23 protein-coding genes are annotated in these 24,308 nt (G+C 65.4%); 19 read left to right on the forward strand and 4 right to left on the reverse strand.

The window, feature by feature from the left end; translation table 11 throughout:
• The first annotated feature begins 6 nt into the window (after positions 1-6).
• The 4 genes from merR to BDW41_RS03660 all read left to right on the forward strand — a co-directional run bounded on the left by merR (position 7) and on the right by BDW41_RS03660 (position 4,382).
• Positions 7-426 (forward strand): Hg(II)-responsive transcriptional regulator, encoded by a 420-nt coding sequence (gene merR, locus BDW41_RS03645; protein WP_074546697.1) that lies wholly within the window; start codon positions 7-9, stop codon positions 424-426.
• A gap of 744 nt (positions 427-1,170) precedes the next feature.
• Positions 1,171-1,998, forward strand: coding sequence for a DUF932 domain-containing protein (locus BDW41_RS03650; RefSeq protein WP_074546698.1), 828 nt, complete (start codon positions 1,171-1,173; stop codon positions 1,996-1,998).
• A gap of 81 nt (positions 1,999-2,079) precedes the next feature.
• Entirely contained in the window at positions 2,080-4,116 is a 2,037-nt protein-coding gene (locus BDW41_RS03655; protein ID WP_074546699.1) for a ParB/RepB/Spo0J family partition protein, read from the forward strand.
• Positions 4,117-4,178: 62 nt separating this feature from the next.
• The gene (locus BDW41_RS03660; protein WP_074546700.1) at positions 4,179-4,382 is read left to right on the forward strand and encodes a hypothetical protein; all 204 of its coding nucleotides are present in this window, start codon (positions 4,179-4,181) and stop codon (positions 4,380-4,382) included.
• Between the two features lie 123 nt (positions 4,383-4,505).
• Here BDW41_RS03660 and BDW41_RS03665 read toward each other — a convergent pair whose 3' ends face one another.
• Complete coding sequence (locus BDW41_RS03665) at positions 4,506-5,555, reverse strand: DMT family transporter (protein ID WP_074546701.1); 1,050 nt, start codon at positions 5,553-5,555, stop codon at positions 4,506-4,508.
• Between the two features lie 780 nt (positions 5,556-6,335).
• On the opposite strand from BDW41_RS03665, the gene BDW41_RS03675 reads away from it, so the two are divergent.
• Positions 6,336-6,650 carry a DUF736 domain-containing protein gene (locus BDW41_RS03675; RefSeq protein WP_074546702.1) on the forward strand — a complete coding sequence of 105 codons (315 nt, stop codon included), beginning with the start codon at positions 6,336-6,338 and terminating at the stop codon, positions 6,648-6,650.
• A 71-nt stretch (positions 6,651-6,721) separates the two neighbouring features.
• On the opposite strand, the gene BDW41_RS03680 is transcribed toward BDW41_RS03675, so the two are convergent.
• Positions 6,722-7,015 (reverse strand): helix-turn-helix transcriptional regulator, encoded by a 294-nt coding sequence (locus BDW41_RS03680; RefSeq protein WP_074546703.1) that lies wholly within the window; start codon positions 7,013-7,015, stop codon positions 6,722-6,724.
• 317 nt (positions 7,016-7,332) lie between these two features.
• On the opposite strand from BDW41_RS03680, the gene BDW41_RS03685 reads away from it, so the two are divergent.
• The 9 genes from BDW41_RS03685 (at position 7,333) to BDW41_RS03735 (ending at position 14,668) form a co-directional block, all read left to right on the forward strand.
• Positions 7,333-7,683, forward strand: a complete 351-nt coding sequence (locus tag BDW41_RS03685; protein WP_074546965.1) for a DUF2958 domain-containing protein — start codon at positions 7,333-7,335, stop codon at positions 7,681-7,683.
• Between the two features lie 322 nt (positions 7,684-8,005).
• The gene (locus BDW41_RS03690; RefSeq protein ID WP_074546704.1) at positions 8,006-8,758 is read left to right on the forward strand and encodes a DUF2285 domain-containing protein; all 753 of its coding nucleotides are present in this window, start codon (positions 8,006-8,008) and stop codon (positions 8,756-8,758) included.
• Between the two features lie 125 nt (positions 8,759-8,883).
• Entirely contained in the window at positions 8,884-9,165 is a 282-nt protein-coding gene (locus tag BDW41_RS03695; RefSeq protein ID WP_199535268.1) for a helix-turn-helix domain-containing protein, read from the forward strand.
• Between the two features lie 26 nt (positions 9,166-9,191).
• Entirely contained in the window at positions 9,192-10,028 is an 837-nt protein-coding gene (locus BDW41_RS03700; protein ID WP_199535269.1) for a replication initiator protein A, read from the forward strand.
• Between the two features lie 241 nt (positions 10,029-10,269).
• Positions 10,270-10,908, forward strand: coding sequence for a ParA family partition ATPase (gene parA, locus BDW41_RS03710; protein ID WP_074546708.1), 639 nt, complete (start codon positions 10,270-10,272; stop codon positions 10,906-10,908).
• Complete coding sequence (locus BDW41_RS03715) at positions 10,905-11,156, forward strand: chromosome partitioning protein ParB (RefSeq protein ID WP_074546966.1); 252 nt, start codon at positions 10,905-10,907, stop codon at positions 11,154-11,156. The genes parA and BDW41_RS03715 overlap by 4 nt, the downstream gene beginning before the upstream one ends.
• A complete protein-coding gene (locus BDW41_RS03720; protein ID WP_074546709.1) occupies positions 11,153-11,686 on the forward strand; it encodes a DUF2840 domain-containing protein in 534 nt (177 codons plus the stop codon). Before BDW41_RS03715 ends, BDW41_RS03720 begins: the two co-directional genes overlap by 4 nt.
• On the forward strand, positions 11,683-12,270 hold the full coding sequence (locus BDW41_RS03725) for a S26 family signal peptidase (RefSeq protein WP_074546710.1): 588 nt from the start codon (positions 11,683-11,685) through the stop codon (positions 12,268-12,270). Before BDW41_RS03720 ends, BDW41_RS03725 begins: the two co-directional genes overlap by 4 nt.
• Positions 12,271-12,706: 436 nt before the next feature.
• Entirely contained in the window at positions 12,707-14,668 is a 1,962-nt protein-coding gene (locus BDW41_RS03735) for a relaxase/mobilization nuclease and DUF3363 domain-containing protein (RefSeq protein WP_074546712.1), read from the forward strand.
• A gap of 292 nt (positions 14,669-14,960) precedes the next feature.
• Here BDW41_RS03735 and BDW41_RS03740 read toward each other — a convergent pair whose 3' ends face one another.
• The gene (locus BDW41_RS03740) at positions 14,961-16,397 is read right to left on the reverse strand and encodes a Cu(+)/Ag(+) sensor histidine kinase (RefSeq protein WP_074546713.1); all 1,437 of its coding nucleotides are present in this window, start codon (positions 16,395-16,397) and stop codon (positions 14,961-14,963) included.
• The gene (locus BDW41_RS03745) at positions 16,387-17,070 is read right to left on the reverse strand and encodes a heavy metal response regulator transcription factor (protein ID WP_074546714.1); all 684 of its coding nucleotides are present in this window, start codon (positions 17,068-17,070) and stop codon (positions 16,387-16,389) included. Before BDW41_RS03745 ends, BDW41_RS03740 begins: the two co-directional genes overlap by 11 nt.
• Before the next feature lie 260 nt (positions 17,071-17,330).
• Between BDW41_RS03745 and BDW41_RS03750 the strand changes: the two genes are divergently transcribed.
• The 5 genes from BDW41_RS03750 to BDW41_RS03770 all read left to right on the forward strand — a co-directional run bounded on the left by BDW41_RS03750 (position 17,331) and on the right by BDW41_RS03770 (position 24,285).
• Positions 17,331-19,103, forward strand: coding sequence for a copper resistance system multicopper oxidase (locus BDW41_RS03750; protein WP_074546715.1), 1,773 nt, complete (start codon positions 17,331-17,333; stop codon positions 19,101-19,103).
• Positions 19,100-20,383 carry a copper resistance protein B gene (locus BDW41_RS23650; RefSeq protein WP_233496762.1) on the forward strand — a complete coding sequence of 428 codons (1,284 nt, stop codon included), beginning with the start codon at positions 19,100-19,102 and terminating at the stop codon, positions 20,381-20,383. Before BDW41_RS03750 ends, BDW41_RS23650 begins: the two co-directional genes overlap by 4 nt.
• 11 nt (positions 20,384-20,394) lie before the next feature.
• Positions 20,395-21,513: a c-type cytochrome gene (locus BDW41_RS03760; RefSeq protein ID WP_074546716.1), complete on the forward strand. Its 1,119-nt coding sequence runs from the start codon at positions 20,395-20,397 to the stop codon at positions 21,511-21,513.
• Positions 21,514-21,636: 123 nt separating this feature from the next.
• Positions 21,637-23,679, forward strand: coding sequence for a DUF4396 domain-containing protein (locus BDW41_RS03765; RefSeq protein WP_074546717.1), 2,043 nt, complete (start codon positions 21,637-21,639; stop codon positions 23,677-23,679).
• Positions 23,680-23,865: 186 nt separating this feature from the next.
• Complete coding sequence (locus tag BDW41_RS03770) at positions 23,866-24,285, forward strand: hypothetical protein (protein WP_074546968.1); 420 nt, start codon at positions 23,866-23,868, stop codon at positions 24,283-24,285.
• Positions 24,286-24,308: the final 23 nt, after the last annotated feature.

Genomic DNA, 24,308 nt, shown 5'->3' on the forward strand with positions numbered 1-24,308 from the left:
AGCGCGATGGTGAACGATCCGCAAACACTGACCATCGGGGCTTTCGCCAAGGCCGCTGGGGTCAACGTGGAGACCATCCGGTTCTATCAGCGCAAGGGGTTATTGCCAGAACCAGGTCGGCCCGTCGGCAGTATTCGCCGCTACGGATCGGCGGACGTGGCGCGGGTGCGTTTCGTGAAATCCGCCCAGCGGCTGGGGTTCAACCTGGACGAAGTCGGCCAACTCCTACAGCTTGAGGACGGCACTCACTGCAGCGAAGCCGCCGAGCTGGCTGCGCTCCAGCTCACCGACGTGCGCACCAAGATGGCGGACCTGACGCGAATCGAAGCGGTGCTGTCACGGTTGGTCAACGAGTGCCATGCGCAGCGAGGCACTGTGTCGTGCCCGCTGATCGATTCTCTGCACGGAGCTAGGCGCGTGGCTTAACCCGGTTTTCCGTTCCACTGCGCCTCAAACCCCAGTTCGAGCCGGGGGCAAGGTGACCTGCCACTGATTGTTTCCTTGCACCGACATGCGCCAGACAAAGCCCACACTGAAGGCTAAAAGCGCGTAAGCCTTGCGATACCAGAAACCTACCGAACGAGAGCTGTCAGACAAGAAGGGCTAGTGCGGTCTTCCCACACTAAAATCCGGATACCCTTTCTTTTTGCTGCGTCTGATGTCGATGCTTTCGCGCCTTCGGCGCTGCGCGCTGCGCTTGCACTCCAGGGGAAAGCCCTGCGGGCTATCCCCGCCGCGCTGCGCTTGGCGCCCCTGCAATGCCGCCGCCCCGGCTGCGCCGGCGCGGCCTTCGGCCCGGCTCCGAGATCCGGGCCTGCGCGCTTCGCTTGCGTGGTGTCTGCGCCAACGTAGCGGCCGTCGCCTGTCGATCCGCCTTTCCTGACTTCATCACCTTGTCCGCGACTGTAGCCCGCGGCCGTGTGCCGTCAAGGCGCGCAGGGCCGTGTCCTCGGCTGCGCCTGCGGGCCGCACCAACCCTGCGCTTGTCTCCTTGACGGCCCCCGTCCGCGCGCTCCTGACCGTCGCGGGCGATGAACTCAGGAAAGACGGTGGCAACGAGGCCGGCCCAGGTCTCCGCGCCGACCCCACCGGAGAAGCCGAAAGGCGGGCTCCGAATCTAGGAATCCGGTGGTGGCTTTTTCGACAGCAACCCTTGTCAGGAGAACGACCATGCAACTTGCTTCCCGCTTCGCATCCCGCTCCCCGGTGCTGCGCTCGGAACATCCCTTGTCGGATGACCAAATCCGCGCCGTAGCCCCGTCCATCTTCGCGGACGCCCCGCACGAAAGCCGCTCGGAACGGTACAGCTACATCCCCACTGCCACCGTGCTGCGCGAACTCCGCAGCGAAGGCTTCGAGCCTTTCATGGTGACGCAGACCCGCGTGCGGCAGGACGACCGCCGCGACTACACCAAGCACATGATCCGGCTGCGCCACGCCAGCCAGATCAACGGCCGCGAGGCCAACGAAATCATCCTGCTGAACTCCCATGACGGAACGAGCAGCTACCAAATGCTCGCCGGCATGTTCCGGTTCGTTTGCAAGAACGGACTGGTATGCGGTGACACCGTGGCCGACGTGCGCGTGCCGCACAAGGGCGACGTAGCCGCGCACGTCATCGAAGGCGCATACGAAGTGCTGCACGGCTTCGACCGCGCGCAGGAATCCCGCGATGTCATGCAGGCCGTCACGCTGGACACCGGCGAAGCCGAAGTGTTCGCGCGTGCCGCGCTGGCGCTGAAGTACGACGCCCCCGACAAGCCCGCACCCATCACCGAAACGCAGGTGCTCGCGCCGCGCCGTCTCGACGACGACCGCCGCGACCTGTGGAGCGTGTTCAACCGCACGCAGGAAAACCTCTTGCGCGGCGGCTTGCACGGTCGCAGCGCCAACGGTCGCCGCCAGACCACCCGCCCCGTGCACGGCATCGACCAAGACCTGCGCCTGAACCGCGCCCTGTGGCTGCTGGCCGAGGGCCTGCGCCAGTTGAAAGCCTGAACCCCACGGCGGCAGGGGCAGGCAGCAGCCCTTGCCGCTTTTTCTCCGCGCTGCATCCCTCAACTGATTGGAGTCATCACCATGAACGCCGTTACCAAAGCCGAAGCCCATGCCATCGAAACCGCCGCGCCGCTGGAAGCCGCCGCCCCGACCAAGAATCTGATCTTGGTTCCGCTCTCGCAGTTGCAGCCGCGCCGCTCCAAGCGCAACGCGCGCAGGACGCCGCGCCTGTCCATCCCCGAACTAGCCGCGAGCATTTCCCGCGTCGGCCTGCTGCAAAACCTCATCGTCATCCTCGCCGCCGATGGCGAGCAGTACGAAGTCGTTGCCGGCGACCGCCGCCTGACCGCGTTGAAGCTGCTGGCGAAGAAGAAGCGCATCCCCGCCGACTACGAAGTGCCGTGCCTGTTGGTGCCCGATGCCTCGGCGCGTACCGTCAGCCTCGCGGAAAACCTGCTGCGCGAGCAGATGCACCCCGCCGACCAGTTCGAGGCGTTCGCCGCGCTGGTGAAGGAAGGCCGCCCCATCGAAGACATTGCCGCCGACTTCGGCGTGTCCCCGCTGGTGGTGCAGCGCCGCCTGAAGCTCGCCAACGTCTCGGCGCGGCTGCTGGACGATTACCGTGCGGGTGGCGTCACGCTGGAACAGTTGATGGCCTTGACCATTACGGACGACCACGCCGCGCAGGAAGCCGCGTTCTACGGTGCGCCGGAATGGCAGCGCGGCGCGTCCGCGCTGCGCGAGCGCCTGACCGAACGCGAAATCAGCGCCAGTCATCCGCTGGTGCGCTTCGTCGGGCTGGACGCCTATAACGAGGCGGGCGGCGGCATCCGCCGCGACCTGTTCGCGGAAGGCGATGCCGGAACCTACCTCACCGACGCCGCACTGCTGGAAACGCTGGTGCGCGGCAAGCTCGACGCGCACGCCGAGGACGTGCGCGCCGAGGGTTGGGCGTGGGTGGAGGCCGTGCCACACATCAGCCACGCCGAACGGCAGGCGTTCCAGAACGCGCCGCGCCAGCGCCGCGAACCGAGCGCGCGCGAGGCCCGCCGCATCGCCTCGTTGCAAGGCCGTCTCGACAAGATCGACACGACGCTGGAAGAAGCCTACGACGCCGAGGACGAGGACAAGGTGGCAACGCTGGAAGAACGGCGCGAGCAGGTGGCCGGGGAACTGCAAGCCATCGAGGACGCCTTGCAGGACTACGCGCCGGACGTGCGCGCCGTGGCCGGTGCCATCGTCACCATCGACCGCGATGGCGAAGCTGTCATCTATCGCGGGCTGTTGCGCGAGGCCGAGGCCAAGGCGCTGCGCACGCTGCACCGGCTGCGGCAGGGTTTCGCGGAGGGCGGAAGCGCGAACGAGGACGAAGGCGATGCCAACGACGAAACGCCCAAGGCCGTGAACGTCTCCGACCGGCTGGCGCAGCGGTTGAGCGCCCACCGCACGGCGGCGCTGCAAATCGAAGTCGCCCGGCATCCGCACGTCGCGCTGGCTGCGCTGGTGCATGGCATGGTGCAGGCCATCCTGCAGGACGGTCACTACCATGACAGTTTGCCGCTCGGCGTGAGTCTGAAAGCGCAAGACCGACTGGAAAGCCTTGCCCCAGACGTATCGGAATCGCCTGCCGCCGTGGCGCTGCGCACGGCGCAGGAAGTCGCGGGCGAAGCGTTGCCGCAGGACAGCGCCGAACTGCTCGCCGCGCTGCTGGCGAAGCCGCAAGACGAGCTGGTGCGGCTGCTGGCCGTGTGCGTGGCTTCCACAGTGGACGTGGTGACGCCGCGCGCCACCCCGCACCAACCCGGCGCGGAACTGGCGCAGGCCGTGGGCCTCGACATGGCCGCATGGTGGAAGCCGACCGCCGAAGGCTACTTCAAGCACGTTTCCAAGGCAGTGATTCTGGATGCCGTGGGCGCGTTTGCGCCGGATTCCATCACCCGGCTGGCGAAGCTCAAGAAGGCCGACATTGCCAGCGAAGCCGAGCGGCTGGCCGATGGTACGGGCTGGATGCCAGCCATTTTCAAGGCCGAAGGCTCGCAGGAGACAGGCCCGGAGCAGGACGCCCCGGAGGATGCCGAGGCAATGGCGGATGAACCCGCCGAGGCGCTGGCCGCTTGACCCGCGCCGAAGGCAAGCGCCCCGGCCTCGACCGGGGCGCTTCGCTGGAAGGAGAAGTCCCCATGACCCGCATCACCACCAGCCGCCCGCGCATGGCGGCGATCTACGCCCCCGGCACGGTGCGCGCCCGCCGCTGGCACGGCGACGGCGACGTGCGCGGCTACCGTCCGCGCTGGACGGCCCGCGCCGATCTCACCGACATTCACCCCATCACGGGCCACACCTTGCCGCGTGCCGTGTGGTGGCTCATCGAGACGAAGGAATAAACGCGATCAGCACCGCGCCCAGGCCGTTCCGTCCTGGGCGCGGTGAAACGCAAATCGGGCGCGGCCGTGGCCGCGCCCGGTGTCAAAGCCCGACAGCCATTAGCGGCGCAATGCCTTGCGCCGCTAATGGCTGTGCTGGTGATGCACGTCGGGGAAATGGGGATGGCGATGCGTGATCGGCGCATGCCGGTGCGGATGTGAATGCGGCTCTACGCCATCCCACGCGAAGGCGTGTTCATGGCGATGGTGTTCGTCGTGCACATGCCGATGGACATGTTCCAGCGGTTCATGCGTGTGCAGGTGCTCATGCCGTTCGGTCAGGTGCAACCAGACCCCGACGCCCATCAGCACGGCCGCCAGCCAGAAGGCCGCCGAGGTCGGTTCCTGAAAGACGGCGATGGCAACGACGGCCCCGATGAAAGGCGCGGTCGAAAAATACGCGCCCGTGCGGGCGGAGCCGAGGCCGCGCAGCGCCAGGACGAACAGCACCAGGCTGACGCCGTAGCCGGCCAGTCCGACGCTCATGGCTTCGGCCATGCGCGGCCAGGCCGGCAGCGTGACGCCCAGCGCCAACGCCAGCGTGCAATTCGTGATGCCGGCCACCAGCCCTTTGGTGCCTGCGATGAAGACGGCATCGGTGGCCGACACCTTGCGCGTCAGGTTGTTGTCCACGGCCCAGCACAGGCAGGCACCGGCCACGGCGAAGCTGCCCAGTGCGCTGCTCTGTACCGTGCCACCGTGCTGCGACCATGCCAGCAGCAGGCCGCCCGCCACGATGAGGAGCATGCCCAGCACGATGCGCCGATCGGCGTTCTCGCGGAAGACCACCCACGCCAGCACCGCGGTCAGTACCGCCTCCAGATTGAGCAGCAGCGAGGCATCGGCTGCCGAAGTGTGGGTCAGGCCCACCATCAGGAGCAAGGGGCCGAGCACGCCGCCGCTGGCGATGGCCCCTAGCAGCCAGGGCCACTCTCGCGCCGGCAGATCAGGCGCGGCAAAGCCGCGATCCCTGATGAGGCGAACCACCCAAAGCCCGATGCCGCTGCCGAGGTACAGCAAGCCAGCGAGCAATATCGGGGAAATGTCGCCTGCAAGCTGTTTCGCAAAGGGCGTGCTGGCACCGAACAGCAGCGCGGCCGCAAGCGCAGCCAGAATCGGGGGATGGCTTGTCATGGGGAAAGCCTGTCATCAATGCGTCCAAGAATTTCACCTTACACTGGGTTTGCACTTTGCTTTTCCAGTTTCGTTGCCGGAATCGCGTTGGCGTGACGACGCCAAGGGCGCCGCCGGGCTTTCGGGCTGCGCCCCATGCCGTCTTCGCCGTCACGGCCATTCGGCTTCAATCCCGCACGCCTTCGCGCCTGCGGCGCTGCGCGCTTCGCTTGCGAGGAAGGCTGCGCCCCGCCGCAAGGGGCGGGGCTTGTGAGGCTACGCCCCAGCTTGCTGCGGCAGGTTGTGCCCAGGCGTGCCGTCCTCGACGCTGGCGGTTCGCCGCCTGTACGTCACGAAGGACGGTTCACCGACACGCCGCCCGGCCGCCCTATGGAGCTTCCACGCCACGCCTCAAGCACGTCGCCGCAAGCTGCGGCAAGGGCGTTCTCGCCTTTCGTTGGGGTGTTGGCCTTGCCCGCGCCAGGGCGCAAGCCGGTGCAGCCGTCGCGCGGAGATGCCGAGTCGGCCATGTCTCCTTTCGGGACAGGCGGCCCGTGCGTCCTTGCTTTGTTGTGAATCCTGGCGAGGGCACGGCTTCGCCTTGGGCTTCATGGCCGCAACCTTCCAGCGAAAACAATTTCCCCGCCGCTGCGCGGCTTCCTCGCGGGACAAATTCTTTTCGCTTCCAGGTTCTCCACTGCGTTGCGACCGCAAGCGGTGCGGCCAGCCCATCCCCCGCCGGCCGGATCACAACAAGGACGCACCGGCGCGACCTTGTTCAACCCGAAAGGAGAAAACATCATGGCTAACATCGGCACCTTCACCGCAGAGAAAGACGGCTTCACCGGCACGCTCCGCACCCTGACGCTCCACGTCAAGGTCAAGCTGGTTCCCAACGACAAGGGCGAGAAGGAGAACGCCCCCGATTTCCGCCTGCAGGCGGCCGGCCACGACATCGGTGCGGCGTGGAAGAAGACCAGCGAGGCCGGGCGGGATTACCTGTCCGTGACCCTCGACGATCCTTCGTTCCCGGCAACGGTCTATGCCCGCCTGATCGAAAGCGAGAACGGCACGCACGACCTGATCTGGTCGCGCAGCAAGCCGCAGGCGGCCTGACGGCCACCCACCGCGCCCCGCCCATTGCGGCGGGGCGCCGTGCTGCCAGGAGCAGCACGTCACGCACGCGCTTATGGCGCGTCGCGTTCTTTCAAGACGGCCTCAAGCTCCTGGCGCACCTGCGCCAGAAGCTGATCGGCCTTGCGCGTGCTGTCGCCGGCGTAGGCCAGCGTCAGCAGCGTGAGCGGATGCACTTCCATGACTTCGCACAGCTCGGTCAGCTTGTGCAGGGTCGGGCTTTTCTGCTCCCGCTCCAGCGAACTCATGTAGGTACGGCTCGACACGTCAGAGAACGCTTCCTGGGTCAAGCCCCGCGCTTTCCTGACCGTCCGTATCGCCGTTGCCAATGAGTGTTTCGCCGTCACCTATGGTTTCCCCGAAAAACCAAGATGACAGCCGATTGCGCCCTATAGGACTACAATCTATAGTGTTCATTTGGTGTTGTTGACTTCCGTATTCGTGCCTTTACGGAAAGCCGCATTGGCTGATTCCGACAGAATCGGGGAACCGCATCCGTGTCTCTTCTGACCCACACAATTCCGCTTCGACGTTTCCATGCACGTACGGATTCGGTAGCTTGTGCCTCGGTACTTTTGCGCGAAAGCACGCATCCGCTTCCTTGGTTCTGCGCCTTCGCGGAAAAGCGCATCTGCGCATCGTCGGATTCGTGGGGGTACCGGCCTTGATCCAGCCGCTCGTCACCGAAAAACAACGGGTGCAGCTGCTCGCCGTCGGCGCAGCGCTCGCCGATGGTCAGAACATCGACCCAATACCAGCGGTGCGACTGTTTACGCCGGATGCGCACGCGACTTGGCTGTTGGCCGCGCTCGATCCTGTCGATGGGGATACCGCTTGGGGGCTGATCGACCTCGGTATTGGGATGCCGGCGCTGGGGACGATCAAGCTATCCGACCTGGCGGGCATCGTCGGGCCGCAGCAGCGGCCGGTCCGGCGCGACTTCTATTTCCACGCGGCACGGCCGCTTTCGGAATACGTCAGGCTGGCGCAGCGCGATGGCTCCATCCCCGACTAATCGGGGCGCATTGTGTCTTTTTCGATCTAGCTCAAGACGGCCAAGGTCTGGATCGGCGTCCTTGCACCAGTCGGGTGCGATCCTGACCAAAAAAGACATGGTGCGCGACGTGGCTTTCGGCAGGGTGTGTGGCGTTGCGCGCCATTTCTACGCGGCGCAGCCGTCGCACTCGGACGACTTATGCAAACTTCGGAGCTAATCGGTGTCGACCGCTTTTCACAATTTCAGCTTACGCCTTCTGATACCACTTCGATGCTGCTGAAGCCTTAGCTCCCGCGTTCAACGCCCGTGGCGACGTTCCTGTTGAATAGGAGGTCGCGTCATGGCCGATCGAAGCGCCGAAGCCTGGTATCCGACTGCCGCGTATCTCTACGTGCTGCACTTGGACGGTCCCGCGCTCGCCTGGGAGTACCTGCGTCGCCATCCCGACTACCGGCGCGACTGGCTACGCCGTCGCCGCCAGCCAGAGGCGGCGCACGCCTGGGGGCTGCGCCTGCTGGAAGACCCCGCACTGGATGCACGCGATGCACATCCGGACTGGTTCCCCGACCATGCCGGCGTGCTCCAGCTCTACCCGGATGCCGACCCGCCGCCGCAGGCGGACGCCTTCGAGTTCTGGCGCATCCCCGGCCACAAGCATCTGCTCCATGACGGCAAGCGTCTGGTGCTGACGGCGCGCTGGCCCGGCTGTTGCCTGCGACTCGCACTGGCGCCGGGCCTGGCCGATGGCATGGCCTACCTGTACGCCATCCGCGCGTGCGTCGCGCCTTGCGCGAGCTACCGCACGATCACGGCCGAGCTGGATAAGCTGGCGACCGCGGACGACGCACCTGCGGCGACGGCCCGTTCCCGGCCCACGCCGGCCGCGCTGCTGGAGCTGCACACCTTGCAGGCGCTCGACGCGACCCTCGCGGGCGCGTCCTTGCGCGAAACGGCCGAAGGACTGTTCGGCGCCGAAGCCGTGACCGCCGGCTGGTACGCCGACGGCGGCCTGCGCTCGCGCGTGCGCCGCCTCGTTCGGCGCGGCCGATCGCTGATGCGCGGCGGCTACCGCCGCCTTGCGCAACTCGAATGACCTGGGGAGGGTCGCTTTGCCTGCGCTGCAAGACGACCCTCCGCGCAACGCATCGCTATCTTGAGACTGCCTCCATCCGGCTGCGCTGGTGCTGCCGGCGCTTCTGACCGATGGAGGTTCACTCGATGCGACCCGCCCCCTTGCGGCCTGCTGCCGCTGCCACCACCACGCCCGCACAACCCCAGCGCTACCTCACCAACGACGAAGCCGCCGAGTACCTGCGGCTGTCGCCGCGCACGCTCGAAAAGCAGCGCGTGATCGGCGGCGGGCCGAAGTTCCGCAAGTTCGGCCGCCGCGTCATGTACGCGGTGGCCGACCTCGATGCCTGGGCCGACCAGCGCAGCTTCGAGGCCACCTCCGACCCCGAATACGCCGAGCACCACTCGGCCGACAGCCGTGCGCGCTGATCGGTGGCTCGCCGGTGGCCATCGTCATGCCCAGCCCATCGCGGGAGCGGGAACAGCTCGACCTGTTCCGCGCCTTGCCGGGCGACGGCATGGCGCCGCGCGACAGCCAGGACTTGATGGCCTTTCCGTTCTTCTCGCTGGCGAAGTCGCGGCGCACCGCGCCGATCGACTTCCGCGCCGGCGGCGTCACGGTGCGCGTGGAGGGCACGCAGGAACACGGTATCGCCACGATTTGGGATGCGGACGTGCTGATCTGGGCGGCTTCGCAGATCGTGGAAGCGCGCGACGCGGGTCTGCGCCCGTCGCGCCTGATGCACGCGACGCCTTACGAGATCCTGCGCTTCATCGGACGCGGCGTGTCGCTGCGCGACTACCAGCGCCTCAAGGCCGCGCTCGACCGGCTGCAATCGACCACCGTGGCGACGTCCATCCGCGAGACGACCGGGCGGCGCCTGCATCGCTTTTCGTGGATCAACGAATGGAAGGAGCTGGCCGATGCCCGCGGCACGCCGCTGGGCATCGAGCTGATCCTGCCGGACTGGTTCTATGCCGGCGTGCTCGACGCCGCCCTGGTGCTGACCATCGACCCGGCGTATTTCCGGCTGACCGGCGGCATCGAGCGGTGGCTGTACCGGCTCGTGCGCAAGCACGGCGGCAAGCAGCCTGGTGGCTGGCAATTCGACTTCCGGCACCTGCACAAGAAATCCGGCAGCACGGCGAAGCCCTACGACTTCGCCTGCGACCTGCGCGTACTGGTCGCGCGCCAGTCGCTGCCCGGCTACGTGCTCGGCATCGAGCGGATGCCGGGCAGCGGCATGGAACTGCTGACCTTCCGGCCCGTGCCGGTCACGGCACGGGGATAACTCGGGGAAATCGTGTGGACGGCCTCGTGCTATCGGGCGTGCCGCGTATCGTGCTATCGGGCGTGTCCCACTCGTGCTATCAGGCGTGCGAAATCGCCGGAAAGCCAATGCTGGCGCGGGTTTCGGCGTGCTCTAACTTCCCTAACTTAAAGACTCTAACTCTTGGTAAGAGCGCGCCGTTTCGGTGGACAACCACGAAACGGCACGCTCCGGCCGGCCAGCCAACACGGAGGGCCGCGGCATGATCGTCGCGCTGCTCAACCAGAAAGGCGGCGTCGGCAAGACCACGCTTGCCACGCACATCGCCGGCGAGCTGGCAATGCGCGGTCAGCACGTCGTTCTGCTCGATGCCGACCCGCAAGGCTCGGCGCTGGACTGGACGCAGCGGCGTGCACAGCAAGGCTTGCCGCGCTTGTTCAGCGCCGTGGGCCTCGCCCGCGAGACGCTGCACCAGGAAGCGCCGGAGCTGGCCCGCCGCGCCGACCACGTCGTCATCGACGGCCCGCCGCGCATCGCCGCGCTTGCGCGCTCCGCGTTGCTGGCGGCCGAGCGCGTGCTGATTCCCGTGCAGCCCAGCCCCTACGACCTGTGGGCCTCTGCCGAGATGGTCGCGCTGATCCGCGAAGCGCAGGTGTTCCGGCCGGCGCTGCGCGCGGCCTTTGTCGTCAATCGGCGTGTCAGCACCACCATCATCGGTCGCGAGGCACGCGGCGCGCTCGCCGAGCAGCCGCTGCCCGCGCTGCACTCGGAAGTGCATCAGCGCATCGTGTTCGCCGACAGCGTGGCCGCTGGCCGGCTCGCACGCGAGACGGCGCCCGACAGCGCCGCCGCGCGCGAGATCGCCGCGCTGACCGACGAGCTGCTGCGGTGGCCGACATGAACCAGCGCAACGGCAAACGCATCGCCATCGGCGCACGTCCGCCGGCGAACCCGCACGCCGAGGCGTGGGTTCGCCAAGGCGACGCCGACGGCCTCCAGAAAGGCGACCTCTACACCGCACGCCTGACCCTCGACATCACGCCCGCGATGCGCGCCCGCATCAAGGTGTCGGCGTTCACGCAAGGCGTGACCGTCGCCGAGCTGCTGCGCGCGCTGCTGGAACGCGAGTTCCCGGAGAAGACCTCATGAAAGCATCCGCTCTGGCGGCCACGGCTGCGCCGCCGCCGTCGCCCGCGCTGCTCGCCGGCCAGGCCGGCGTCGCGCCGCTGACTCGCGTTTCGCTTGTCCACGTTGAGCAGCGTATCGACCTCTACCTGCGCTTCGGCGAGCCGTCGCGCATCGTCCGGCTCGACCGCTGGCGGCGTGTCGCGGTGTTCCTGCCGGGTGCGATGTTCTGCCGTATCCGCTGGCAGGCGAACGACTACGGCACGACCCGCTGGCAGCTCATGGTGATGCAGGCTTGCATGCCGCTGGACGCGGCGCAGCGTATCCCAGGCGTGTTGCCCGGCGCGCGCTTGCTGCTGCACGCCGAGGGCGAACCCGCCGTGCGCGCGGTGCTGGCACAGCTCGACGCCATCGAGGTGCAGGGCATCGCGCCTGCCGACGTGTCGCCCGCGTACTGGCGCACGCTCGGCAACCGGCTCGCTGCACGCTTGCCGGTGCCCGCATACACCGCCGAGCGGCACGCCGCCTGGCTGGCAGGGAGGGCGCTGCCATGACGGCCATTTCCCCATCCAGCACCACACCGCATCCTCGCTCGCGCCGACGCGCTCGCATCGTGCTGGCGGCTCTGTCCGCCTGTGGCTTCGCTGCGCTGGCCTGGGCGTCCTTCGTGTCGCCGCTGCCGCGTTTGACCTACAACCCATCCGACAGCGTGGCGGTCGGCTGGTATCGCGTCGATCCGCTCGAACATCGCACCGACGCGCTGCCACGTCCGTTGTCCGTGGACAGCATCGTGCTCGTCCCGCTGCCGGCCGCCGCTGCTGCGCTGGCCGCGCAGCGAGGCTACTTGCCGACGCGCGTACCGCTGCTCAAACGCATCGGTGCGGTCGCGCCGCAGCAGGTGTGCATCGTCGGTCGCAGCGTGCGCATCGACGGCGTGCCGGTGGCCGCCGTCTTGCCGTCCGACCGCATGGGGCGGCCGCTGCCATCCTGGCAGCAATGCCGCCGCCTCGAATCGGGCGAGCTGTTCCTGCTGAGCGTGACCAACCCGGCGTCGTTCGACAGCCGCTACTTCGGCCCGATACCCGCATCCGCCGCGCTCGGCGTCGCGCATCCGCTCTGGCTGGAGACACGCCGATGATGGCCGCCGATTCGCTGCGCTTTATCGTGCCATCCGGCGTGTCGGTCCGCTGGCCGTCGCCGTGTCGTAGCGCGTGTCGTGCGAACGCATCCGCGCCGCACTTCGCGCAACATCCGGCGCGGCGTCCCCACGTGCAGGCGTCTTGCCTCGGACGCGCCCGGCCTGCGGCCGTGGCCGCGTTCGCCGGCGCGCTGGCTGCAAGCAGCGCAGCGCCGCCGGGCCGCCGATGCCCGGAGCGTCAGCGCAGGGCGAAGGCGGAAGGCAAGATAAAAGGTCGCGGCACATGGCCGCTTGAAAACCGTGTCTGCACATGGGGGTGGCGCGGCACGCACCAGGGGGTGGCAGCGTGCCGCGACGGTGCGCAATGCCGCATTCGCATGGGCGAAGTCGCGTGCTTCGTCCGCTGGACTGCGCCGGTCTTGGATGGAGCTACGCCATGAGCCAGCGCGACGACGACCGCTTCCGCGTCCGTCCCGGTGCGCCGAAACAGCGCGGCGATGCCTTCATCAACAAGGTGCTGCGCCAGACCAGCAAGGCCGGCGCGAAGCTCGGCAAGGCGGCCGGCAAGGTCGGGCAGCGCCCCGGTTCCCGGCTGGGCCGCGGCCACGTCGCGGCGCGCTTCGCCGGGCGGGGACTTGGGGCAAATGCGCGGCGCGTGACAATCAAGGCCCGGCTGGTGAATCTGGCGCAGGCCGGGCCACGTTCGACCGTTGCGCACCTACGCTACATTGAGCGCGAAGGCGTCGATCGCCAGGGCGGGCCGGGCCGTGCCTACGGGCCGACGACCGACGATGCCGACCTCGAAGCGTTCAAAGAGCGCGGCGCCGATGATCGCCACCAGTTCCGGTTCATCGTCTCGCCGGAGGATGCCGAACAGCTCGACGACCTGCGCACCTACACTCGGCACTTAATGGCGCGCATGGAGGCCGACCTGGGCACGCGGCTGGAATGGGTGGCGGTCGATCACTGGAACACGGACAACCCGCACTCGCATGTCGTCCTGCGCGGCAAGGACGACACCGGCAAAGACCTCATCATTTCGCGCGACTACATCGCCGAGGGGATGCGCCGGCGGGCGTCGGAGCTGGCGACCGAATGGCTGGGGCCGCGTACCGAGCTGGAGATGCAGCGCGCCATCCAGCGCGAGGTGGAACAGGAGCGATGGACGGGGCTGGATCGCACCTTGCAGCGCGAGGCCGGCGACGACGGCCTGGTGCGCGTCGAACGCTTCGCCGAACCTCGTCTGCAACGCCAGCGGCAAGTGCTGATCGGCCGCCTGCAACGCTTGCAGCGCATGGGTCTGGCGACCGAGCCGCAGCCCGGAGTGTGGACCATCCATGCCGAGGCCGAACCGACCTTGCGGGCGATGGGCGAGCGCGGCGACATCATCCGCACCATGCAGCGAGCGATGAGTGGCAAGTCTCGCGAGCTGGCCGTGTTCGAACCGAACAACGACGGCCGCACGCTTGTCGGCCGAGTCGCCGGCAAGGGGCTGGCCGACGAGCTGTACGACAAGGGCTATCTGATCGTCGATGGCACCGACGGCAAGGCGTACTACGTCGCGCTGCCGCCGAGGTCGGAGCTGGAGCAGTACCCGGCCGGTGCCGTGGTGGAAGTGAAAGGCGCGGCCGACGTACGCGCCGCCGACCGCAACATCGCCGCGCTCGTCGTCGATGGCGTGTACCGCGCCGATCATCACCTGGCCGTCGCCCAAGGCCAAGTCACGCCCGACCGCGACCCGCGCGAGGTCGTGGCCGCGCATGTGCGCCGTCTCGAAGCCCTGCGCCGCGCCGGCATCGTGGAGCGCGAGGCCGAAGGCGTCTGGCGCGTCCCCGGCGACCTGGCCGAACGAGGCCGCCAGTACGACGCGCAGCGTCTTGGCGGCGGCGTGGCGGTGGATCTGAAATCGCACCTGCCGATCGAACGGCAGGTGCGCGTGATCGGTGCCACCTGGCTCGACCAGCAGTTGGTCGGCGGTGGCAAGGGGCTGGGCGACTTGGGCTTCGGTGCCGAGATCAAGGACGCGCTGCGCCAGCGCGCCGACTTCCTGGCCGAACAGGGATTAGCCGAGCATCGCGGGCAGCGGGTGATCCTGCCGCGGAACCTGTTGGCGACGTTGCGCGGCCGCGAGCTGGCGAAGGTCGCGCAGGAAATCGCGGCGGAAACTGGCTTGACACATCGGCCGCTAGCCGACGGCGAGCGCGCGGCGGGCATCTACCGCCGCAGCCTCACGCTCGCCAGCGGGCGCTACGCGATGCTCGATGACGGCAAGGGATTCAGTTTGGTGCCGTGGAAGCCGGTAATCGACCAGAGGCTAGGACAGCAGCTTGCCGCGACGGTAAGGGGCAGCAACGTATCTTGGGAGTTCGGTCGGAGTCGCGGACCCTCCATCAATTGAGCCAGCGAACACCAGCATGGCGGCGTCCCCTTCGTTGCCGTCGAAGATCGACGCCCCCCGATTGGGATCGAGGAGTCCAGCGCGGCCGAGCGACCAAGCGCACAAGAAGAAAACCGCCTCTTTGAAGAGGCGGCCTTAGGATCGGTACCCGAGATCGGAACCGAGCCGACACGCTTTTAAGGGGCGATGGATTTGCCTTCCATAAGCGATAGAACGCGCTGGTACGACAACATCGGAGATCGGTCGGCAACACGGGCCGGCCCTTTCTTGACGCACAATGAAGATGTATCGGCTAGAGCTTTCCTGACGCCGGACGAATGGTCGCTGCGATATGGGGCAACGTAACCTGGAACTTAGTCATCGCATCGTCAGACGTTACGAGCACCTTGCCTCCATGTGCTTCAACGATTGATTTGACAATGGCAAGCCCCAAGCCGGCTCCCTCTCCTTTACGCTGACGCGAGGGATCGGCGCGATAGAAGCGGTCGAAAAGTCGTGGCAAGACTTCTGGAGGGAGCTTATCGCCAGGATTCTCGACCGTGACGGTGGTGGCGGATACGCCTTGGACCAGTCTCACCGTGACCGATGCGCCCCGTGGCGTATAGCGAATCGCGTTCGACAAGAGATTGCTCAGTGCGCGAAGCAACATTTCTCGGTTTGCTCGAATCGGCGCAGCCCATCCGTGAAGTTGCAACAACACTTCTCGATCTTCCGCCCATGCCTCGAAATACTCGAATATCCCTTTGACCAGTTCCGCCAGATCCACATCCGTTAGATGGAGATTCCGCGGATCGTTCTCCGTCTGAGCGAGGAACAGCATATCGCTGATCATTCGACTCATGCGGTTCAACTCTTCCAGGTTTGAGTAAAGGATTTCACGGTACTCCGCGGTGGACCGGCTTTGCCTAAGCGCCACTTCGGTCTGCGTCGTCAAATTGGTCGTCGGGGTCCGCAATTCGTGGGCGATATCGGCGGAGAAATTCGCCAACCGCGCGAAACCGTCTTCAATCCGTCCCAGCACGTCGTTGAACGAGATGACCAGTTCCTCAAGTTCGATCGGGACGTCCTTGGGATTCAGCCTCATGTCCAGCTTTGACGAGCTAATTTTGCGGATCTCCGCGTTCGTCTTTCGTATCGGAAGATGTCCCCATTGCACCGCGAGCCATGCGACCAGTATCGCGATGCACATGACGATGAAAACCGCCCATATCTGCATCCGTTCGAAACTTTTGAGAAAGACAAGATGTATGCCGATGTCTGCCGCAACGGCTACGAGATAGGCTTTATGGTCGGCATTCGCTTCCACACGAACAACGGCTCCGCGGTAGGACTTCCCGCCCTCCTGCCAGATCTTCAGGTTCCGATTGTCTACATGATCGACAGGTTTGCTGATCGCGACCAGCCGTGACAGGTCCGGACCAATGTCTTCCGCATAAACCGTGTTGCCGTTCGCATCTGCCACGTAGTAATAAACTCCGTGATGTCCTCTCACGGCGCGCTGGAGAGCGGTTTTATCGGCGTCAGAATCCACTTCGCGCAACGCCCGGACGACGGAGTTGAATACGACGTTCAACTCGTCTCCGTCCATTTCTGCAAAGTGCTGTTTGAGGGACTGGTCGCTGACCCAATTGAAGGCCAGGAATACGACCGTCATGGCCACCCCGACGAGCGTGGTCACGCGCAATGCCAGCGACGCAGGACGACGGAAAATGGCGAGTCTAGCCGTCATCGTGAACATCCAACATGTAGCCCATTCCCCGCACGGTCTGGATGAGCTTTGGCTCGAAGTTGTCGTCGATCTTTGCGCGTAGCCGGCGAATGGCAACATCGATCACGTTGGTGTCACTGTCGAAATTCATGTCCCAGATTTGAGAAGCGATCAGGGAACGAGGGAGCACCTCGCCCTGACGCCGCGCCAACAGCTCAAGCAACGCAAACTCCTTGTTCGTCAGATTGATCCTGCGTCCTGCTCTCGTTGCACGCCGGCGCGCCAAATCCAGCTCAAGATTTGCTATCTGGATACGATCATGGTGCATGGGTGCAATGCCCCTGCGCAGCAGGGTGCGTACGCGAGCCAGCAGCTCGGAAAATGCGAACGGCTTGACCAGGTAATCGTCTGCGCCGAGTTCCAAGCCCTGGACACGATCGTCCACGTTGCTGCGCGCAGTGAGAAACAACACGGGGACTTGGCTGCCGGAGGCTCTGATCTCCCGAAGGATTTGCCATCCGTCCATTCCAGACAACATGACGTCCAGAATGACGAGGTTGTAGTGCTCGTTCATGGCCATGTGGTGGCCATCGAGCCCGTTGCGGGCAAGGTCAACGGTAAAGCCGGCTTCGGCCAAGCCTTGGCGGACGTAGTCCGCAGTTTTGTTCTCGTCCTCGACGACCAGCAGCTTCATCGCACACTCACACCAGTTTGTCGTGCTCGCGTCTTCGAACTTCGCAAGTCACGTTGGGATTTTTGTCCATTCGCGTGGAAGCTAGCTTAGCGCTCCTGCCGCCAACATGACGAAAGTATTACATCAATGTAATCATCGCGTCACTGGTTCGACAGCGGCCGCTCCCTACGATTGACCGGTGGTGTTAGACCGCGCCTTTCTGCACCCAGCTTCGCGGCGGACCCACAGCTAAGTCAAAGCGATGACTCTAGAGGAGCCGCATGAAATCCCTTTACCCGCCCCCGATGGACTTGTCGCGGCGTCGTTTCGTCCATGGTCTCGCCCTCGGCGGCACGGTCGCCGCGCTCGGTCTGCTGCGCCCGTCAAAAGCCTGGGCGCTGGCCAGCGCGGGTCAGCCCGCCACCCTGAGCGGGACCGACTTTGCGCTGGATATCGCCGAGACGATGGTCAACTACACCGGCCGGCCACGGGTCGCCACCACGGTCAATGGCGGCATTCCGGGGCCGACCCTGCGCTGGAAGGAAGGCACCACCGTCACGCTGCGGGTGACCAACCGGCTGCGGGTACCCACGTCCATTCACTGGCACGGCATCATCCTGCCCTTCCGCGAGGATGGCGTACCGGGCATCAGCTTCCCCGGCATTGCGCCGGGCGAAACCTTCACCTATCGCTTCCCGGTACGCCAGAGCGGCACCTACTGGTACCACTCACATTCGCGATTCCAGGAACAGACCGGCCTGTACGGTTCGCTGGTGATCGACCCGGCCGGACCGGAGCGCAACCCGAGTGACCGCGACTACGTGGTGATGCTCAACGACTGGAGCGACGCCAGCCCCGAGCACATCTTCGCCACGCTGAAGCGCCAGAGCGATTACTACAACTTCGCGCAGCCCACCGCACCCGAGTTCTTCCGCGACGTACGCGATCGGGGGCTTCGTCAGGCGCTGGCCGAGCGCAAGATGTGGAATCAGATGCGCATGAATCCGACGGATCTCAGCGACGTCTCGGGTTACACCTATACCTACCTGATGAACGGCACCGCCCCGGCGGGCAACTGGACCGGCCTGTTCAAGCCCGGTGAAAAGGTCCGGCTGCGCTTCATTAACGGCTCGGCGATGACGATTTTCGACGTGCGAATTCCCGGCCTGAAGATGACGGTGATTTCCGCCGATGGCCAGGACGTGGCGCCGGTGCCAGTCGACGAGTTCCGCATTTCAGTGGCGGAGACCTACGACGTGCTCGTCGAGCCGCAGGAAGACCGGGCGTTCACGATCTTCGCCCAGTCGATCGACCGCACAGGCTACGCGCGCGGCACGTTGGCGCCGAGAATCGGCATGGAAGCGACCGTGCCGGCAATGGATCCGCGCATGCCCGTGAGCATGGTGGACATGATGGGCGCGATGGCGCAGGGCAGCGCCGGACACGGCGATATGCAAGGGATGTCGGGCATGACCGGGATGCAGGGCATGACCGGCATGGACATGAGCGGCATGGCAGCGGCGGCCGCACCGGTGGTGCGCCATGCCCGCACCGAATACCACAATCCCGGCGTCGACATGCACGTCGACATGCCGCGTACCAACCTCGACGATCCGGGCACGGGCTTGCGCGACAACGGCCGCCGCGTGCTCACCTACGCCGACCTGCACACCCTGGGCGGCTCCATCGACAAACGGGAACCCAGCCGCGAGATCGAGTTGCACCTCACCGGCAACATGGAGCGCTACATGTGGTCGTTCGACGGCGTGAAGTTCTCCGACGCCACGCCAGTGCACTTCCGCAGCGGCGAGCGACTGCGCGTGGTGCTGGTCAACGACACCATGATGAACCACCCGATCCACCTGCACGGCATGTGGAGCGAGCTGGAAAGCCCGGACGGTAAATTCCAGGTGCGCAAGCACACCATCAACGTGCAACCCGCGCAGCGCATTACCTACGGAGTGAGCGCCGACAACCTCGGTCGCTGGGCCTATCACTGCCACATGCTGTATCACATGGAAGCGGGCATGTTCCGCGAGGTGGTGGTGTCATGAACATGCCTCGTCGCGACGACCTAATTGTTCCGCATCGTTCGGCGTTGCTGGCCGCGCTGTTGCTGGCATTTCCTCTGGCGGTCATGGCGCAGAGCGCACCGCCTGCGAGCGGTACCTCGTCCACGGATATGAGTTCCATGCCCGGCATGGAACACGGCAGCATGTCCGGCATGCCGACGCCCGCAGCCCCGAGCAGCACAGCAAAACCGGCGACGAAAACGCCCGTCAAGAAGGCTAAGAAGAAACCCGTTCCCGCTCCGGCGACCTCCGCTCCCAGCCCCATGAACGGCGCGGAAGGTATGGACCACAGCGCCATGCCCGGCATGGATCACGACAGCATGCAGGGCATGCAGAAACCCGCCAACCCGGCTGCATCGACGACAACGACCGGCGACATGTCGGGGATGGATCACGGGTCGATGACCGGCATGAGTCCGGAGGCGATGAAAGGAATGGATCACGCTGGCATGGCCGGCATGGATCATGGTGCGATGTCGCAGAAGGACCAGAGCGGCATGGCCGGCATGGGCGCGATGTCGGGAATGACGATGGGCCCCATGCAAGGTGGCAGCCCGCCCCCTGATGCGCGTAGTCCCGACTATTCCGACGGTGTGGGCTACGGCTCCATGCAGGGCATGGACATGGCCGACAACACGCCGCTGGGCATGTTGCTGATCGACCAGTTGGAGGCTTTCCACGGCCGCGACGCGAATGGTCAAGCCTGGGAAGCCGAAGGCTGGTACGGCAACGACACGAACAAGCTGTGGATTCGTACGGAAGGCGAACGCAGCCGCGGAAAGCTGGACGATGGTGGGCTGGAAGCCTTCTGGAATCACAGCATTGCCACCTATTGGGGCACCCAGCTCGGCGCGCGCCAGGATTTCGGCGAGGGCCCGAAGCGGACATGGGCCGCGTTCGGTGTGCAGGGGTTGGCGCCGTACTGGTTCGAGCTGGAGGCCACCGCTTACGTGGGCGCCGGCGGTCGCACCGCCGCGCGCCTGCGTGCCGAATACGAACTGCTGTTCACCCAGCGGCTGATCCTGCAGCCGGAAGCCGAGATCAACCTGTACGGCAAGGACGACCCGCTACGACGCATCGGCAGTGGCGTGTCCGATGTGCAGTTCGGCCTGCGCCTGCGCTACGAGATCCACCGCCAGTTTGCTCCGTACATCGGCGTGAGCTGGGTCCGCCGTGTCGGCACCACGGCCGACTACGCTCGGCAGGATCACGAACCCGTACTCGACCGGCAGATCGTGGCCGGCGTCCGCTTCTGGTTCTGAGGGATTGACCTATGAAAAAGCACAGCGCATACCTCATCACGGTCGCCGTCACCTTGGGGGTCCTGGCCGTCGGTGCCGGCGCCTTCGTCTATTCCGGCCTCTATAACATCGGCGCGGACGACCATCACACCAAGCCGGTGTTCGCCGTGCTGCAAACCCTGCGGAACCGCTCGATCCACCTGCGCTCGAACGATCTGAGCGTACCCAACCTCGAAGACCCGCAACTGATCCTGAAAGGCGCCGGCCAGTACGCGGCGATGTGCACGGGCTGCCATCTTTCGCCCGGTGTGAACGACTCCGAGCTGCGGGTGGGCATGTACCCGCAGCCTCCCAACCTCTCCAAGGTGCACGTCGATCCGAAGGACGCCTTCTGGGTGATCAAGCACGGCATCAAGATGAGCGCGATGCCGGCGTGGGGCAAGGCCGGCCACGACGACCCGACCATCTGGAGCATGGTGGCCTTTCTGGAGAAGCTGCCTGGCATGACGCCGGCCGAATACAAAGCCATCGTGGCCAAGGCGCCGCCGGATGAGGACATGGATATGGACGACGAGGGCGATCATGCCCACAGTCATGGCGGCCACGCCAACGAGGGCGCTCATGCCGCAGCACCAGACATGCAGGGGATGGACATGTCCGGCGACGCTGATCACAACGATAAAGCGGCAGCAGAAGACGGGCACGGTCACACGGCAGCCGCTGCGCCCGCAGCCGAAGCACCGTTGTCGCTGGACGGTATGAAACCGAAGGCGGTGCCGGAGGCAGAGGCCGTGGCCAAGGCGTTCCACGAGGCCCTGCAGCACGGCGACCGCGCAGGCGCACTCGCGCTGCTAGCAGCCAACGCCACCATCAGTGAGGGCGGCCGTATCCAGACGCGTGACGACTACGCCAATGGCCACCTCGGCGAGGACATCGCATTCCTGAAGAACGCGAAAATCACACCTGTCTCGCTCGGTTCCATGCCCATGGGCGGTACCGCGATGGTCGGCAGCGAGAGTGACATCCAGACCACGCTCAAGGGCAAGCCGACCACGTTGCGCAGCCGCGAAGTGCTCAGCCTCAAGAAGGACGGCAAGAACTGGAAGATCGTTTCGATCCAGTGGCAATCCACACCGGTGTCGGGGGAATGATCATGAAGCAATGGCTTGCCCGCGCATTCCCGCGCTCCGGCAAGGTTGGTCGACTTTGATGTATGGCGGTGCTAGCCCCGATGGGAACGGGTGCCGCCGGCGCGCAGAATCTAGGATGCCGACATGCTGATCCAACCGATTGATGTTTTCGTCTATGCGTGGCTCGCAATCGCGGTGCTTTCCGCTGCATACGTCGCATGGGATCAGTTCCGCGGTAATCCCGAACCCACCGTGATGAAGTGGGGCTTCGTGTTGGTGACGCTGTACATGGGGCCGATCGGCTTGCTGCTCTACGTGATGGCGGACAAGGAGCCGACGCCGGGCACGCACGAAGCGTTCGTGCGGCCACTGTGGAAGCAGGGTGTGGGCTCGGCCGTGCACTGCGTCGCCGGCGACGCCACCGGCATTATCTTGGCGGCCGTTGTGGTGTCGCTGATCGGCTTGCCGATGTGGGTCGATCTCATTATCGAATACGCGGCCGGCTTCCTGTTCGGCTTGCTGATTTTCCAGTCGCTGTTCATGCGAAAGATGATGGGCGGTTCGTACGTGGAGAACGTGCGAAAGTCCTTCATGCCTGAGTTCATTTCGATGAACGCGATGATGGCCGGTATGGCACCGGTCATGGTGGTTCTCATGATGGGACGCGACATGCGGGCGATGTGGCCGGGCGAACCGCTGTTCTGGTTCGTGATGTCGCTCGGCGTCACGGCCGGTTACGCGTTGTGCTATCCGGTCAACGTGTGGCTGGTGGCGCGCGGCATGAAGCATGGGCTGATGACGGTACGCCCTCCTGCCAGTGCACGACACGATGAGCCATCTCAGATGTCGCAAGGCGCGTCACACGATCATGGGGCGATGGCCTCGATGGACGCCGGCCACATGACGATGTCAGCGACCATGGGAAAGGATGACGACAAGCGCGGGGCTCCCTCGGACCACAGCATGCACGGCGGAGACAAGAAGCCGACACGCGCACAGCTGGTGGCGGTCACTGCCTTCACCGGTCTGATGCTGATCGCGGGCACGACGTTTCCCTCAGCCTTCTTCAACATGCGACTGTCCGCTCACGAGGTCGGCAGGCTGATCATGCCGCCGGGCATGATCACCACGCAGGAGACGCCGGCCGCGACCATGCGCGACATGGCAGCCATCGATCCGCGCGATAGCGTGTACACCGCCGCAGTGGATGCGCAGGGCGATCGCCCGCTGCAACCGCAGATCGTTGACGGGGTAAAGGTGTTTCACCTCGATCTCGAAGTGATCCAGTGGAACATCCTCGCCGATCGACCGGTAAACGCCTACGCGGTCAATCGCCAGGTGCCCGGTCCGCGTATCGAACTTGAACAAGGCGATCACGTTCGTTTCGTAGTCACCAACCACTTGCCCGAATCGACCACGCTGCATTGGCATGGACTGATTGTGCCCAACACGATGGACGGTCCGGCCGTGGTCACGCAGAAGCCGATCGCGCCCGGCGCCACCTTCACATACGACTATGTGGTCGCGCAGGTAGGCACCTACTTTTATCACTCGCACGATCATCCGGATCGCCAGCAGAGCCTCGGCCTATATGGTGCACTGATCGTGCACCCCACCCATAACCCGGACAACCTCAAGCGTCTCGCCGCATTGAATCTGCCATCCGAAGAGGCAACGGCCGCGGCTGATCCAGCGAAAGAAGTGAAAGCCGATCACGAGTACACCCTCTTGCTGCAGGAGTGGCTCGTGCGTGACGGCGTCACCTATCCGGCAATGAACATGGAAGGCGGTCTGCCCAACTATTTCACGATCAACGGCAAGGCTTATCCGTCCACCGACAGGGTAAAGATGCGCCTGGGCGAAACGATCAAGATACGTTTCGTCGGTAGCAACACCAATTTCGTGCACCCGATGCATATTCATGGCGGCCCGTTCACCGTGGTCGCCCGCGATGGGGTGGATCTGCCGCCGGATGCCCAGTTCCAGGCCGACACCGTGAATGTCGGCCCCGGCCAGCGGTACGACGTCATCTGGACCGCGCGCAAGCCAGGTCGCTGGCTGGTGCACTGCCATATCCCGCATCACACGACCAACAACAACCAGGAACAGCAAGGCGGAGGCGGATTGATGATGGTGCTCGACGTGCTTGACGCCAACGGCCGCTCGCTGCCGTCGCCTGCACTGTAGGATCACGGAGATGGGTGCGGCCCGAAGGCTACGATGTGGTGCTGATCGCCTGCGATGGCCCGATCCTGGTCTTTGCGAGCCATGGGCCGCGAGGACGAGCGCCCGCCGCACATCGGTTGCGCCGCGCTGTCCGTTTGACTTGGATCAATGACGCACCCGACGGGAATGCACTATCGTGACTCGGGCATGAAACGCGCATTCCGCCCTCGTACTCGTCGCCGTCTGTCGTGGCTGGTGGCCCTGCTGTTGTTATGGCAGCAAGTAGCGATGGCAGCCTACGCGTGTGGGGCCGTGCCGGCAGCGGTTGGCGCGGCCGCGGCCGCGGCGCATACGTCTGCGATGGCGAGGATGGGCGACGGCTGCGAGGGTATGGCAGCGCCGGCGGCCGATCCGCTCTGTCGCCCACACTGCCAGCCCGACCATGCCACGCAGGCGGACATGCGCACCGCCTCGGTACCGTTCAGCACGCTGGCCATGTTGCCACCGGAAGTGCTGTCCATAGCCATCGTGGCGTTGCCGTCGGAGCGAAGCCTGATTCGACGCAACCGCTTCTGCGCGCCGCCACTCGTACCCCCCCGATTGTTGTTCTGCTCACTCCTCATTTGATCTGACGCGTCGCGGCATCCACC

The organism is Dyella sp. AtDHG13 (assembly GCF_003201105.1).
Taxonomy (GTDB): Bacteria; Pseudomonadota; Gammaproteobacteria; order Xanthomonadales; family Rhodanobacteraceae; genus Dyella; species Dyella jiangningensis_B.